Genomic DNA, 14,368 nt, shown 5'->3' with positions numbered 1-14,368 from the left:
GCCTTGTCCGACGGTGTGGCGCTGTCCGACGGTGCGCCGAAGTGCTGGAAGGCGATCTTCCGCTCGATCGGGTAGACCTCGTGGCCGAGCATGTTGGCGATGATCACCGAGTTGCGGTAGGGCCCCATGCCCAGGTCGGGTGCGGTGAGGCTGTGGGTGTGCTCCTCGGCGTTCTGTACGAAGATCTCCCGGTCGCCGTGGTCGACGGTGTAGCCGAGCGCCACGTCGAACCGGCCCCGTTCGTCCCACCGGATCCGGTCGCGGACCGGGTCCAGGAACGTCGGCACAGCCGGCCGGTAGCCGGTGGCCAGCACCAGACCCTCGGTGTCCAGGGTGAAGCCTCGGTCCTGTTCCTGGTGGTGCAGGCCGAGCCGGTACCGTCCGGCGTCGGTGTCCCAGTGCGCGCCGGTCAGCGCGGTGCCGGTGAGCAGGGTGGTCGGTACCGGGCCGGCGACGTCCTTGCGGTAGAGCGTGTCGAAGATGCTGTCCACCAGGTCGCCGCTGATGCCCTTGTAGAGGCTGCGCTGGTCCCGGTTGAGTCGGTCCCGGCTGGCCGCAGGCAGGGCGTGGAAGTAGCGGACGTACTCCGGTGAGGTCATCTCCAGGGTGAGCTTGGTGTACTCCATCGGGAAGAACCGGGGCGACCGGGTGACCCAGTTGAGCTGGTAGTCGTGGGCGTCGATCTCCTCCAGTAGGTCGAGGTAGATCTCTGCGGCGCTCTGCCCGCTGCCGACCACGGTGACCGACCCGAGGCTCTGCAGCCGGGCCTTGTTCGCCAGGTAGTCGGCGCTGTGCACGGCAGGGCCGGGCAGGTCCCGGACCACCGCCGGGCGGTACGGCACGGTGCCGATGCCGAGCACCAGCCGCCGGGTCCGTAGCGTCGTGGTCGCCCCGGTGTCGGCCCGGGTGACCCGTACCAGGTAGTCGCCGGTGGCGGCGTCGTGCTCGACCCGGTCGACCCGGCTGCCGAACCGGACGTTGGGCAACTGGGCCGCCGCCCAGCGGCAGTACGCGTCGTACTCGGCGCGCAGCGGGTAGAAGTTCTCCCGGATGTAGAAGCGGTAGAGCCGACCGGTCTGCTTCAGATAGTTGAGGAACGAGTACGGCGACGTCGGGTCGGCCATCGTCACCAGGTCGGCCAGGAACGGCACCTGGATGGTGACTCCCTCGATCATCAGCCCGGGGTGCCAGGCGAACTCGTCGCGCTGCTCCAGGAACACCCCGTCCAGGTCGTCGAGCGGCGCGGTCAGGCAGGCCAGACCGAGGTTGAACGGCCCGAGCCCGACGGCGACGAAGTCATACGTTCGCATTGGCGCACACCTCCGGGGTGACCGGCTCCGGGGCGATCAGCGCCGGATCCCATTCGGCGTCGAGCAGCTCCTGGCCGGTGCGGCGGATCAGCTCGATCACGGTACGCAGGTCCTCGACGGTGGTGTTCGGGTTGAGCAGCGTGAACTTGAGCCAGTAGTGCCCGTCGACGACGGTGCCGGCGATGATCGCGGTGCCGTCGGCGAACAGCCGGGCCCGCAGCCGGGGCAGCAGCCGGTCGCAGTCCTGCACCGGTAGCCAGTCCGGTCGGTACCGGAACAGCACGGTGCTCAGCACCGGTCGCATGACCAGCTCGAAGTCGTCGCACTCGCGGAGCAGACCGTAGGCCTGCTGAGCCAGGTCGACGACCTGGTCGAACATCTCGCCGAGCTGGTCGGCGCCGATCGCCCGCAACGTCATCCACAACTTCAGGGCGTCCAGCCGGCGGGTGGTCTGCAGGCTCTTGTCGACCTGGTTCGGCACGGTCGCGGTTCGTGGGTTCAGGTAGTCGGCGTGCACCGCGACCCGCCGCATGGTCGGCGCGTTCCGGACGATTATGGCGCTGGAGCTGATCGGCTGGAAGAAGCTCTTGTGGAAGTCGACGGTGACCGAGTCGGCGGCGGCGATGCCGTCGAGCAGGTGCCGGTGGCGGGTGGAGACCAGCAGGCCGCAGCCGTACGCCGCGTCGACGTGCAGCCACACCGCCCGGTCGCGGCAGACGGTGCCGATCGCGGCGAGCGGGTCGACACAGCCGCGGTCGGTGGTGCCGGCGGTGGCGACGACCGCCATCGGCACCAGGTCCTGGTCGAGCAGCCGGTCGATCTCGGCGTCGAGCGCCACCGGGTCCATCCGGCCGGCGCCGTCGGTGGCGACCGGGACGACCGCGTCGGCGGCGAGCCCGAGCAGACCGGCGGACTTGCCGACGCTGAAGTGGCTCTCCGCCGTGGCCAGGACCCGCAGCCGGGGCAGCATCGTGTCCCGGTCGGCGTCGGCGCGGACCAGGCGGTCCTCCCGGGCCAGTAGCAGACCGTGCAGGTTCGACTGGGTGCCACCGCTGGTGAAGACGCCGTCGGCGGTCGGGCCGAACCCGATCCGCTCGGCCGTCCAGGCGATCAGCCGTCGCTCGATGAGCGTGCCGGTGGTGCTCTGGTCCCAGGTGTCGACCGAGGTGTTGACGGCGGCGAGCAGCAGTTCGGCGTTGAGCGCGGGGATCGCCACCGGGCAGTTCAGGTGGGCCAGGTAGGTGGGTTCGTGGAACCACACCGCGTGGTCCAGGTACAGGCCGGCGACCTCGTCCAGCGCGGCGTCGGTGGTGCCGAGCGGTGCGTCCAGGTCGACGCCGTCGACCTTGGCCTGCAGTGGTGCCACGGCGCCGCCGGAGTACGGCTGGCGGACCGCCCGTACGCGGTCGGCGAGAACCGCTGCGGTCCGGTCGATGCTGGACACATAGGTGTCCAGCGTGTGCCGGCCGAACAGATGCGGGTACATTGGCCTCTCCAACACCGCCTCCATAAGGGTAACCTAACCTAACTTAGGCGAGGCTACTGGGAGGGCCGGTGAAACGGAACTGGGCAGGACCCCTTCTCCACGGGGTACGGGGCCGGCGGGTGCGTCCCACACCCCTCGGCGGGACCGCTGTCGTACGTCGTGACCAGCGGATTCATGCCGTCAGCGGAGGCCGAGCGAGTGCTTGTGACCTGCATCCCACCAGGTGGATTACCCAGTGGATTCCGGGGCGGCCGCTCGGCGTCGGCGGGAGGGCGGCCGGATGACCGCTGCCGTCGCCGCCCGCGGGCGGACCATGTCGACCCTGACCGCGCTGTACGTCACCCAGTACCTGGGATTCGGGTTCATCACCGTCGGGCTGGCCAGCATCCTGCGCGCCGGCGGCACCTCGCTGGACACGCTCGCGTTGCTCAACCTGATCGGCCTGATCTGGCCGGTGAAGTTCCTCTGGGCACCGGTCCTGGACCGGTACGGCCCACGGCGCGGCGGCCACTACCGCTCCTGGCTGCTGGTGCTGCAGAGCGGCATGGTGCTGGCCCTGCTGGCCCTGCTCGCGGCCGACCCGGCCACCGGGCGGATCGGCCCGGTGGTGCTGATCTGCGCGCTGTTCGTCTTTCTGTCCGCCACCCAGGACATTGCCGCCGACGCGGTCGCGGTGCGGATGCTGGCCGACTCGGTCCGGGGTACCGGCAACGGGATCCAGGTGTCGGCGAGCTACCTCGGCAGCATTCTGGGCGGCGGCGTCTGCGTGGTGGTCTACGACCGGCTCGGCTGGCAGGCGGCGGTCGGCCTGCTCGCCGCGCTCACCGCGACCGGGCTGCTGGTGGTGTGGCGGTTCCGCGAGCCCGAGCGGATCGCCCGGCCGGCCGGGGCGCGTCAGGCGTACGGTGCGCTGCTGTCCGTCCTCGGCCAGCCCGGCTGCCGCCGCTGGGCGCTCGGCGTGGTGCCCCTGCTCTACATGGGAGCCGGGGCGGCCTACGGCCTGGTGTCGCCGGCCCTGGTCGACGCCGGCTGGTCGTTGCAGCGGATCGGCTTCGTGACCGGGATCGTCACCAGTGTCCCGGCCGTCGTCGCCGGGCTGGTGGCCGGTGGCCTGGTCGACCGGATCGGGCGGGCCGGAGTGCTGGTGGCCGGCGGCGGGTCGCTGGCCGTCGCCACCGTGCTGCTGCTGCCGATGCTCACCGGACGGGCCGCCGGCGGCTTCACCACGGTCGCGTTGTGCTGCTTCATGGCCGCGTACACGGTGGCGAACGTCGCGCTGTACACGGTGAACATGGACTACTCCCGGCCGGGCACCGGGGGTACCGACTTCACTGTGCTGTCGTCGTTCGGGCTGGTCTGCTCCTACCTGGCTGCGGCGCTCGGCCTGACGGCGGCGGCCCGGGTCGGCTACCCGGCGGTCGCGGTGGCCGCGATCGTGCTGGTCCTCGCCGGAGTCGCCGTCGGCGTCCGCCACCAGCGCCGGTACCGGCCCGCGACCGGTCCGGCGCCGTTCCCGGGACCGACCGGATCACCAGGGCAACGGTCGGACGAACATGGCGTGCCGGCGCCAGCCGAGGAAGGGCACCAGGTCGCCGACGTGCTGCCAGCCCAGCACCCGCATGCTGCGCAGCACCCGGGAGTTGGAATCGGCGACCGCCAGTGACACCCGTTCCTCGGTGCGGCTGGCCAGCAGTTGGGAGAACAGCGGCACGCCGACCTGCTGACGTTGGAACTCGGGCAGCACGAACGCCTCGCAGACGGCGAAGGTCCGCCCCGGCCACTCCCGGGCAAGGTCCGGGTCGGCACCCGACCTCAGGTCGCGCCACCAGAGCGTCTCCGGCGGCAGCGGACACCCCATCACCGTCCCGACCAGCTGGTCGCCGACGTAGCCGACGGTGGCGGCGAATCCGGGTGCCTGCGCCGTCCACTCCAGCCGTTGCTCCACCGACGGCTCGGTGTGGTCGGTCAGGTGCAGGTCCTTGGCGTGCACCTGGCGGTAGACCTTCGCGAGAGCATCGATCTGTACCTGGTCGGTGAGCACCACCCGGTGGCGGCCGGTACCGGTCTCCGTCGTACGTTCGAGGCCCATCCCACTCCCTTCAGTGATGAGGTGAGCCTAACCTAACTGTATGCCCGGGTTCTGCCAAGGCCGACGGTCCCGGCGACCGGCGGCCGGTGCCCGGCCATCGCCGGGGCCGCGTCCGGCACGACCCGGTGCCCGACCAGCAGCCGGTGCAGACCGATCCCGGTCGCGGCGACCAGGACCGCGTTGCGGGCGGCCAGCAGCACGACCCCCGGCCAGCCCGGCGTGCCGATCACGTCCGGATAGAACCACGGGAAGTAGGCACTGGTCAGTACGGTCGCCACGACGATCAGCAGGGCCGGTGCCCGTTGTGTGGTGTCCCGGCGGGTCAGAGACCGTGGCGTAGCCGGTCCGCGTCGACTCGGCGAGCCAGCCGACCGCGACGAACAACGCCGCCGCGCCCGGCGGGTACTGCCACATCGGGTCGGCGCCCGGCACCCGGCCGTCGCGCAGCTGCCCGCTCCACCGTCGGTACAGGTCGACGTCGGCGAACACCTCACCGGCGTCCAACCCGGGAACGAGCTGTGCGTAGACCGCCATCAGCGCGGCCCGGGTGATCAGCCACACCAGGACCGTGGCCGGCGCCGCCCACCGGCTCCGTAGGAGTCTCATCCGCGTCGGCAGCGTCAGCTCGACGGCGGTGCGACCAGCTGCGGGCCGGGCCGACCGCGCAGCACCCGCAGCGCGACGGCCGGGCGGACCACTGCGGACAACGGTGCGACCAGGTGGAACACGTCGGTCAGGGCGCGCTGCACGTACGGATCGCGGTTGGCCACGTCGGCTGCCCGGTCCAGGTACCAGCGGGACAGTCCACCGCCGCGCCGTGGCCGTGGCCCGACGGTCGTCGGGTACCGCAGGTCGGCGCCGGTGGCGATCAGCCAGGCGGTCTCGCTGCAGTCGGCCACCCGGGCCTGCGCCGCGCGGCCCAGCGTGCCACCGCTGTCGCGCAGCTGCTCGGCCAGCACCACCGCCGTCCGGGCAGCCACGGCCATTCCCTGGCCGTAGACCGGGTTGAAGGTGCACGAGGCGTCGCCGACCACCGCGAACCCGTCCGGCCAGCGTGGCATCGCCTCGTACCGGCGGCGATGGTTGGCGGTGTTGCGGAACCCGTGAATCGGTGAGTCGGGCGTGGCGTCGCGGATCGCCTGGTGAATCAGCGGGCTGCGCAGCCCGCGGGCGAACTCCAGGAAACCGGCCTCATCGGTCGGCGGGTGGTCCCCGCCGAGTCCGCCGAGGGTCACCATCCACCGTCCGTTCTCGATCGGGTAGATCACCCCGCCCCGACCAGAGCGTGGCGGCTGCGGCATCACCACGATGTTCTTCCACCCGTTACTGGCGCCCGGCGGCAGCAGGTAGCGCCGGCTCGCGTAGCCGAGTCCGGAGTCGACCCGGGTCTCGTCGGGGCGGCCGTAGCCGAGCTCGGCCAACCAGTCCGGCACGTGTGAGCCGCGGCCGCTGGCGTCCACCACCAGGTCGGCCGGCAGGTTCCGCTCGGCGGCACCCGCCGCGCGGGGACGCATCCGTACGCCGGTGACCGCGTCGCGGCCGTCGGCGCCGAGCAGCCCGACCACGTCGTGGGCCGGCTCGAACCGGATGCGTGGATCGACGGCCAGCCGCTGACGCACCGTCCAGTCGAGCAGTTCCCGGCTGGTCCCGACCAGCTGGTGGGTCGCCGGGAACCGTTCCCGCCAGCCGGTCGCTGTGAGGTACAGGACGTCGGTCGGCGCGTCGACCCGGACCGCGCCGGCGGCGTGCAGTTCGGCGATCAGACCGGGGAAGAGCTGATCGAGCGCGCGCTGCCCGGCGGTGATCAGCACGTGCAGATGGTGCGCCTGCGGGACGCCGGCGCGGACCTGCGGCGTGTCGGGGAACCGGTCGCGGTCGACGACGGTCACCCGGTCGACGTGTTCGGCGAGGGCGCGGGCCGCGCACAGCCCGGCGAGACTGCCGCCGATGACGACCGCGTGCCGGGTGGCGGGAACGGATCGGACCATGCCGCTATCTTCGTCGATCGGTCCGATGTGCACCACCGGGCATCCGCCGGTACACCGGGGCGAGTCGGCGGTGCAGCTCCCGGTAGACGTCGAAGAGTTCGTCGTAGCGGACGCGGTGCGCCGCCGTCGGGGCGAACACCTGGTCGGTCCGCAGCAACGCCGGGATCTGCCCGAACGTCAGCTGCCCGGTGCCGACCGCGCCGATCCAGCCGGCGCCACGGGCGTTGACCGCGACCGGGTCCGGGTCCCGACGCACCTCGACGCCGAGCACGTCGGCGAAGATCTGGCACCAGGCCGTCGACCGGGCACCGCCACCGGTGACCGTCAACGAGGTCACCGGGGTGCCGAGGAACCGGTCGACCGCCGCCGACAGCCACCGGGTGTTCAACGCGACGCCTTCGAAGACGGCCCGCAACAGATCCGAGCGGTTGGTGTCGAGCGAGATGTTGACAAACGCGGCACGCAGGTCCGGATCGTCGACCGGGGCGCGTTCGCCGTACAGCCACGGCAGGTAGAGCACCCCGTTCGCGCCGGCCGGCACGGTCGGCAGGATCGCGTCGAACGCGTCGAAGATCGACGTCTCGTCGGTGGCGAGGCGGCCGGCACCGACCAGCGGATCGTCGTACTCGACGATCTTGTCCTTCAGCCAGGTCAGGTTCGCCCCGGCGGTGGCCTGCAGCGCGGTCATCAGGTACCGGTCGCCGATCGCGCACGGCACGGCGGCGATCTGCGCGACCGGGTCGGTCTTCTTGCGCCGCACGTGCGCCGCGATCCACGACGAGGTACCCAGGTACAGGTGCGGGTCGTCGTCGGCGGTGGTGCCGGCGCCGATCGCCGCCGCCGTGGTGTCGATCGCCCCGGCCACCACCTGGACGGTCGGCGGCAGACCGAGGTGGGCGGCGGCGTCCGGGCACAGCGTGCCGATCACCTCGGTGCAGGCCACGATCGGCGGCAGTTTGTCCGCGTCGATGCCGCAGTCGGCGACCAGGGCGGGGGAGTAGCGGACCCGGTCGGGTCGGCGGTTGTCCGTCACCCACGAGGTGAGGATCGAGTCGACCGTGGCCACCGTACGGCCGGTCAGCTTGAGGTTGATCCAGTCCAGCGCGTTGAGGAAGGTCGCGGTCCGCGCGTACACCTGCGGCATGGTGTCGCGGACCAGCAGCATGTGTGCGGCCGGGTCCTTACCGGTGGCGGACGGCATCCCGCCGGTCAGCCGCAGCCAGCGGACGATCCGGCGGACCGACATTCCGCCGTACGCCGGAAAGCCGCCGAACTGCCGACGCAGGTGCGCCGCACCGCGCATGTCCAACCAGGTGATACAGCGGGTGAGGGGTTCACCGGCGGCGTCCACCGCGATGGTCCCCTCACCCTGCGCGGACGAGCAGACGGTGGTGACCGCCCGCAGGTGTTCCGGATGAGCCCGGCCGAGTTCGGCGACCACCTCGGCGAGCGCCCGCCACCAGTCGTGCGGGTCCTGCTCGGCACCGCCGCCGGGCAGCACCACCAGCGGCACCGGCCGCTGAGCCCAGCCGGTCACCGTGCCGTCCACTGCGACCAGCGCCGCCTTCATCCCGGAGGTGCCCAGGTCGATCGCGAGAACCTGCGGGGGCGTGGCCGGCACCGGGTCAGACCCCTTCCACCTGCGCGAACACCCGGTCGAAACGGTCCAGCGCGGAGTCGATCACCTCGTCGGTGTCGGCCATCGAGGTGTACATCCGGGAGCCGGCCAGGGTGACGACACCGTGCGCCGTGTACGCCGCACCCATCTGCTCCATCAGCCGCTTGCGGGACTTGTTCTCCCTGAGCAGCTTGATCGGGTTGCGCATGTCGAGCAGCATGACGCCACTGCACTCCAGATGCACGATCGACCCCTGGTTGTAGGCCACGTACGGCAGACCGTACCGGTCGATCAGCCGCTGCAGCCCCCGGGTGAGCCGGTCCCCGGCCCGACCGGCGATCACCGGGGCGTTCGTCCGGGCCATCTCGGCGATGGCGAAGTAGCCGGCCGCGCAGGACAGTGGGTTCGCCGACAGGGTGCCGCCGACCTGGATGTGCGTCCCGCCGCGCCCGTCGAGCCCGGCGCCGAAGACGGCCATCACCTCGGCCCGCCCGCCGACGCCGCCGGCCATCGGGTAGCCGCCGGAGACCGCCTTGCCGAACACGGTCAGGTCGGGGATGACGCCGAAGTAGCCGGCCGCCCCGCCGAGCCCGACCCGGAACCCGGTGACCACCTCGTCGAAGATCAGCAGCGCGCCGAACTCGTCGCACAACGCGCGGACCCGGGCGTTGAAGTCACGTGGCACCGGTCGGGTGCCGGACTCGGGGCCGAGCGGCTCGACGATCACCGCGGCGGTGCCGCCGCGGACCCGGTTCTCGATCAGTTTGCGGCGCAACGCGCCGAGATCGTGCGGGAACGCCTCCCGGGTGTTGGCGGTGGCGCCGAACGGGATGCCCTTGGCGTTCATCCGGTACGTGCCGGGCACTCGCAGCCCGTACACCATCGTGTCGGACCAGCCGTGGTAGGCGCCGCCGACCTTGATCACCATGTGCTTGCCGGTGAAGGCGCGGGCACCCCGGACCGCCGCCATCACCGCCTCGGTGCCGGAGCCGAGCGACCGGTACATCTCGATGTGCGGCAGGTACCGGTGGATGATCTCGGCGAGCTTCAGCTCGTACTCGTGGAACAGCCCGGTCACCGGCCCCGACTCCTTCACCACCGCGGCAACCTGCTCGTTGACCGGGCCGTAGTTGCTGCCCAGGATCGTCGGGCCACCGGCCTGCAGGAAGTCGATGTAGGTGTTGCCGTCGCGGTCGGTCAGGTAGGCGCCGTCGGCCGCGTCAATCGCCAACGGGAACGGGTAGTTGAAGGCCAGGTTGTGCTGCACCCCGCCCGGGATGCGGCGTTTTGCCCGTTCGGTGATCTCCTTGCTGGCCCGGCACCGGTCGTTGAAGTAGCCGAGCACGTCGAGCATCGCGTCGTGACGCAACCCGCGTACCGGCTGAGCGACCAGGGCCTTGAGCCGGCGCATCGTGTCGTCGACGTCGAGGTACTCGGTGATCGCGTAGCCGAGTCGCGCGGACTCGCTGCCCGGGGTCTGCACGGTGGTGGTGTCGGCGACCGGCGGCCCGGCGGCGGCGATCGCCGCCGCCACCGCGTCCGCACTGGGCAGTTGCTCATCTGCGGGCACCCGCACCGGCGGAACCGCCTCGGTGATCTGCGCGGCGATCCGCTTCTCATCGGCGCGCAGCTTGGTGAACGCGACCTCCCGGACCGCGGTCGGGATGGTGTAGACCTTGCCGGCTTCGCTGGTCAACGCCAGGAGATAGGCGATCGACACTTTCTCCAGCAGTGCCATGTTGAACACCGCGCGGTCCGGTTCGGTCCCCAGCGCGACGACCCCGTGGTTGGCGATGATGAACGCGTTGTCGCCGCTAGCCACCTTCTTCTGCACGTTGCGGGCCAGCATCCCGGTGCCGGACGGGGCGTAGTCGACGATCGCCACCTCGCGGCCGAGGAAGCGCACCTGCTCGTCGGTGAGCGCAGGGATCGGACGGCGCAGGAACGCCAGGGCCGAGGCGTACGGCTGGTGGGTGTGCACGATCGCGTTGACGTCGGGCCGCTGCCGGTAGATGTTGGCGTGCATCCCGGCCTCGATCGATGGCGCGAGGTCACTACCGGTGCCGTCGGGTACGTGCGTACCGTCGAAGTCGACCAGGCAGACGTCCTCGATCCGCATCCGGTCGTAGTCGTAGTTGCTCGGCGTGACGGCGTACAGCCGGTGCCCCGGAACCCGGACCGACACGTTGCCCTCGGTGGCCTTCAGATAGCCCCGGTCCAGCATGGTTCGACACATCTCGACGACGTGTCGGCGGGAAGTGTGGTGGTCCATGGCGGGTCCTCCGGTCCTCCGGGGTACGCGGCGAAGAACCTATCCTCGCTGCCGGCCGGCGCTGGGACACCGTCCCGCCGGCAGCGGAAAACAGCGACCGGATTGTCACCATGTGACAATCCTCGCCTGCGTACGCTGCCGTCTACCCGCTGCTCTGGGCCGGATTCCCCGACCGGATTGTCGCCACGTGACAGGATGGCGGGGTGCCCGTCCGTCCGGTGACCGTCACCCCCTGGCAGCGGCTACCCGTCGAGCTGGCCCCGGCAATGCGGCCCCGGCTGGCGGCGGTGGTCGACACGGTGGCCGCCGCGGTGACCGAACTGACCCCTGAGTTCGTCGGGATCGACGACCCGAAACTCCAGGCCGACGTCCGGACCGCGGTCGACGTGGCCCTCCAGCGTTTCCTGGATCTGGTCGGCACCACCGAGCCGGCGTTGCCGCCCCGGGTGCGGGAGGTCTTCGTCGCGCTCGGCGCGGCCGAGGCCCGGGAGGACCGTGGCCCCCAGGCACTGCTCGCCGCCCTGCGGGTGGCCGGCCGACTGCTGCTGCGTCAGGTCGGTCAGGCGCTCGCCACGGTGCGACCGGTCGACGCCGAGGCCCTTGCCGACTGCGCCGACGCGGTCACCGGCTTCGTCGACGATTTGGCTGCGGCCGGCACCGACGGGTTCGCCCGCCAGCTGCGCGAACAGTCCGGTGAGGGCGACCGGGCCCGCCGGCAGCTCGGCGAACTGCTGCTGGTCGGCGGAGCCGGCGCCGCCACCGTCGCGGCGGCCGCCGCCCGGGCCGGCTGGCGGGACCTGGCCACCGTGCTGCCGGTCGTGCTGCCGGCCCGGCAGGCCCGCGACGCACGGTTCCGGTTCGGTACCGACGGGATCGTGGTCGACCGGGGCCGCGACGCCGTACTGCTGCTGCGCGCCGGCCCCCGGACCACCCGACCGGCGCTGGCCGACGCACTGCGCGGCTGGCGGGCCACGGTGGGCCCGGCGTTGCCCTGGCCGCAGGTGCCCCAGGCGGTACGACTTGCCGAGCTCGCGGCGACCGTCGTCCGGACCGGCGGAGCCGACCAGGGCGGTCCCGTCGACCGTACCGCCGTCTTCGCCGAGGACCACCTCACCGTGCTGGCGCTGCACGGCCAGCCCGACGCGCTGGCGGTGCTGACCGGCCGCCGGCTGGCGCCCTTCGCCGCGCTGCCGCCCGCCCAGCGCGACGGACTGCTGCGTACGCTGCACAGCTGGCTGCGGCACTGGGGGTCCAGGTCGGCGGTCGCCGCCGACCTGTTCATCCATCCCCAGACCGTCAGCTACCGGCTCAGGCGGCTGCGGACGCTGCTCGGCGGCGACCTGGACGACCCGGACCGACGGTTCGAGCTGCTGGTGGTGCTCGCCGCCGCTGACCCCCGCTGACCGGTCCTGCGCCGGCCGGTCGGTGGTAGCGGCGCTGCCGCCACGCCGACTCGCGGGCCTCGTGGGTCAGCCGCTCGTGCATCGACGCCTCCCGCAGCCGCCGGCGGGACTTCCGCAGCAGCACCAGCTCGGCCAGGACCAGGCCGACGCACACCACGGCCAGCAGCGCGGTACCAGCCAGCGCCGGCGCCCGGGCGGCGACCGGAACGAGCCCGACCAGCACACCGACGACCGCGACCCGGGTGACGGTGACCGTGCCGAGCATCCGGGCCTGGAACCCCACCTGGGCGACAAAGAACAACGTGGCGTGGAACGCCTGCAGCGCGGCCGGCGCGACCAGGTCGAAGTGTGACCACCACAGGGCGGCGGCGACCGCCACCGCGAAGGTCGCGCCGCCACCCGCCGGCCAGGTGACCGGCCGGGCGATCAGGTCGCTGCCGACGCCGACCGACACGATCAGTTCGGCCAGCGCGATCATCAGGATGAGTTCGAACCGCTCCACCCAGTGGTTGGCCGCCCGCACCGCCCATCCCCAGGTGGTCAGCAGGTATCCGGCGGCGTACTCGACCGTCAGCGCGGCCAGCCAACAGCCGACCTGCAACGCGAACACGACGTTCGACGACAGACCCAGGTACGGCAGCAGGTGCAGGCCCCGGACGACCAGGTAGCAGCCGGCCATCAGCAGCGGACCGGGCAGGCCGCTCGGCTTGTCGGTGAACGCCTGCGGGATGGTCAGCGCGGCGGTGAAGACCGCTGCCATCGCCGCGAACATCACCAGCGGGGCGATGCCCTCCCGAGCCGGATTCGGTTGGCGAGCATCAGGTGTGAACACCACGCCCACCACAGCAGCGCCAGGATCAGCATCCCGGCGACGAGACCCTGGCCGGTGAGGTCACCCGGGCGATGTTGTAGAACGCGAAGACGAAGACCAGGTCGAAGAAGATCTCCAGCCGGTCGACCCGGGCGCCGGGACGGACCGAGCGCAGCCCGCCGCGCGTCGGCCGGGTCTCGTCCATGCCTGCCTCCGCAGCGGCCTCGCGGTACCTGCGTCCGGACGTACCGACCCAGACCCGTCGGTGTGCGCTTGTTCACCTACGGTGATCGTAGTTCGTTGACGGGTGGCGGACCGAAAATCGACGCCGGGCAGTGGTCGGGCCGCCGTCGGCCCGGGCCGGCCGACAGCTGATACGGACTGGAAAACCCGGAAATGGCCCGATGGATCTCGTCGCTGTGCACCAGTGCGATCATCCCGTGGCACTGTCTGGACTCGATGATCCCACTTACAGTTGCCGTGCCAGCATTCGTGTTCGCGGGCGCGCCTGTCCGGTGTGTCCGTCATCTCGCTGAAGGGTCGTGCAAATGACGGCAACTATCGGACAGTCGGGCGATGTACGAGCCGATGTGGAAAACGCCAACATCGCCCGAATCTACGACTATTACCTTGGTGGACTGTACAACTTCGCGATCGACCGTGAGCGGGCCGAACGCATCAAGCTGATGCTGCCCAGCGTCGACCTGCTCGCCCGGAGCAACCGCGACTGGCTGCGCCGTTCGGTGCGCTACCTGGTCGGCCGGGGCGTGCGGCAGCTCATCGACATCGCCTCAGGACTGCCGACGGTCGGCAACACGCACGAGGTGGCGCACGCCCTGGATCCGCAGGCCCGGGTGATCTACGTGGACAACGACCATTCGGCTGTCGTCCATGGTGACGACATCCTCGCCACGGAACCGCTGGTGGCGATGGCTGAGGTCGATGGCAAGTACCCCGACCAGGTGTGGTCGCATCCGGCGGTCCGCGAGCTGATCGACCTGTCGCAGCCGGTCGGCATCGTCCTCGGCGGGCTGCTCGTCTTCGTGCAGGACGACGAGGATCCGGCCGGGCTCGTCGCGGCCTACCGGGACGCGCTTGCACCGGGCAGCTACATCGCGATGTCGCACCTCAGCGCGGACACCGCGGACGAGGAGACCCGTGGGCAGGTGGACCGGATGGTCGCCGCCTACCGGGCCGGCGTCGGCGCGAACCTCTACGTCCGGGACAAGGCCACCATCACCTCCTGGTTCGACGGGATGGAGTTGGTCGAGCCCGGCGTGACCCTGATGGCGGACTGGCGGCCCGACCCGGGTCTCGACGTGGACGCACAGACTCCGTCCCGGCAGCTCGGCTACGGCGGGATGGCCCGCGTCGGATAACCGATCCGGTAT

Annotated in this window: 10 protein-coding genes and 2 pseudogenes; 3 read left to right on the top strand and 9 right to left on the bottom strand. The window is 71.4% G+C overall.

Annotation, left to right across the window (positions count from 1 at the left end):
- Window positions 1–26 precede the first annotated feature (26 nt).
- Both O7610_RS08945 and O7610_RS08940 read right to left on the bottom strand, forming a co-directional pair.
- Window positions 27–1,310: pseudogene (locus O7610_RS08945) on the bottom strand (lysine N(6)-hydroxylase/L-ornithine N(5)-oxygenase family protein); the annotation flags it as partial.
- On the bottom strand, window positions 1,297–2,811 hold the full coding sequence (locus O7610_RS08940) for a pyridoxal phosphate-dependent decarboxylase family protein (protein ID WP_289213046.1): 1,515 nt from the start codon (window positions 2,809–2,811) through the stop codon (window positions 1,297–1,299). The gene O7610_RS08940 and the pseudogene O7610_RS08945, both read right to left, overlap by 14 nt.
- Before the next feature lie 265 nt (window positions 2,812–3,076).
- On the opposite strand from O7610_RS08940, the gene O7610_RS08935 reads away from it, so the two are divergent.
- A complete protein-coding gene (locus tag O7610_RS08935; protein WP_289213045.1) occupies window positions 3,077–4,459 on the top strand; it encodes an MFS transporter in 1,383 nt (460 codons plus the stop codon).
- A gap of 3 nt (window positions 4,460–4,462) precedes the next feature.
- On the opposite strand, the pseudogene O7610_RS08930 reads toward O7610_RS08935, so the two are convergent.
- From O7610_RS08930 to O7610_RS08910, 5 genes and pseudogenes are all read right to left on the bottom strand, one after another.
- A pseudogene (locus O7610_RS08930) lies at window positions 4,463–4,885 on the bottom strand (GNAT family N-acetyltransferase); the annotation flags it as partial.
- A gap of 32 nt (window positions 4,886–4,917) precedes the next feature.
- Window positions 4,918–5,163 (bottom strand): hypothetical protein, encoded by a 246-nt coding sequence (locus O7610_RS08925; RefSeq protein WP_289213044.1) that lies wholly within the window; start codon window positions 5,161–5,163, stop codon window positions 4,918–4,920.
- 342 nt (window positions 5,164–5,505) lie between these two features.
- The gene (locus O7610_RS08920) at window positions 5,506–6,873 is read right to left on the bottom strand and encodes an NAD(P)/FAD-dependent oxidoreductase (protein WP_289213043.1); all 1,368 of its coding nucleotides are present in this window, start codon (window positions 6,871–6,873) and stop codon (window positions 5,506–5,508) included.
- A 4-nt stretch (window positions 6,874–6,877) separates the two neighbouring features.
- Window positions 6,878–8,494, bottom strand: coding sequence for a xylulokinase (locus tag O7610_RS08915; RefSeq protein ID WP_281555297.1), 1,617 nt, complete (start codon window positions 8,492–8,494; stop codon window positions 6,878–6,880).
- 4 nt (window positions 8,495–8,498) lie between these two features.
- Window positions 8,499–10,763, bottom strand: a complete 2,265-nt coding sequence (locus O7610_RS08910; protein ID WP_281555296.1) for an aminotransferase class III-fold pyridoxal phosphate-dependent enzyme — start codon at window positions 10,761–10,763, stop codon at window positions 8,499–8,501.
- Window positions 10,764–10,966: 203 nt separating this feature from the next.
- Here O7610_RS08910 and O7610_RS08905 point away from each other — a divergent pair, with 203 nt between their 5' ends.
- The gene (locus O7610_RS08905; RefSeq protein WP_281555295.1) at window positions 10,967–12,166 is read left to right on the top strand and encodes a PucR-like N-terminal domain-containing protein; all 1,200 of its coding nucleotides are present in this window, start codon (window positions 10,967–10,969) and stop codon (window positions 12,164–12,166) included.
- Here the strand turns inward: O7610_RS08905 and O7610_RS08900 are convergent.
- Together O7610_RS08900 and O7610_RS08895 are read right to left on the bottom strand one after the other, a co-directional pair.
- On the bottom strand, window positions 12,072–12,998 hold the full coding sequence (locus O7610_RS08900; protein ID WP_281555294.1) for a low temperature requirement protein A: 927 nt from the start codon (window positions 12,996–12,998) through the stop codon (window positions 12,072–12,074). The two genes, O7610_RS08905 and O7610_RS08900, sit on opposite strands and share 95 nt — an antisense overlap.
- 25 nt (window positions 12,999–13,023) lie before the next feature.
- On the bottom strand, window positions 13,024–13,182 hold the full coding sequence (locus O7610_RS08895) for a hypothetical protein (protein ID WP_289213042.1): 159 nt from the start codon (window positions 13,180–13,182) through the stop codon (window positions 13,024–13,026).
- Window positions 13,183–13,567: 385 nt separating this feature from the next.
- Here O7610_RS08895 and O7610_RS08890 point away from each other — a divergent pair, with 385 nt between their 5' ends.
- Window positions 13,568–14,356: an SAM-dependent methyltransferase gene (locus tag O7610_RS08890; RefSeq protein ID WP_281555292.1), complete on the top strand. Its 789-nt coding sequence runs from the start codon at window positions 13,568–13,570 to the stop codon at window positions 14,354–14,356.
- The last annotated feature ends 12 nt before the right edge of the window (window positions 14,357–14,368 follow it).

It is taken from the genome of Solwaraspora sp. WMMA2065 (assembly GCF_030345075.1).
Classification (GTDB): Bacteria; Actinomycetota; Actinomycetes; order Mycobacteriales; family Micromonosporaceae; genus Micromonospora_E.
The sequence above is the reverse complement of the archived record's forward strand: the minus strand, read 5'-3'. Positions and strand labels throughout refer to the sequence as shown.

Bases quoted from the DNA above. Each gene is read 5' to 3' on its own strand.
- O7610_RS08910 (WP_281555296.1), bottom strand. From the start codon at position 10,763: ATGGACCACCACACTTCCCGCCGACACGTCGTCGAGATGTGTCGAACC.
- O7610_RS08920 (WP_289213043.1), bottom strand. From the start codon at position 6,873: ATGGTCCGATCCGTTCCCGCCACCCGGCACGCGGTCGTCATCGGCGGC.
- O7610_RS08935 (WP_289213045.1), top strand. From the start codon at position 3,077: ATGACCGCTGCCGTCGCCGCCCGCGGGCGGACCATGTCGACCCTGACC.
- O7610_RS08895 (WP_289213042.1), bottom strand. From the start codon at position 13,182: ATGGACGAGACCCGGCCGACGCGCGGCGGGCTGCGCTCGGTCCGTCCC.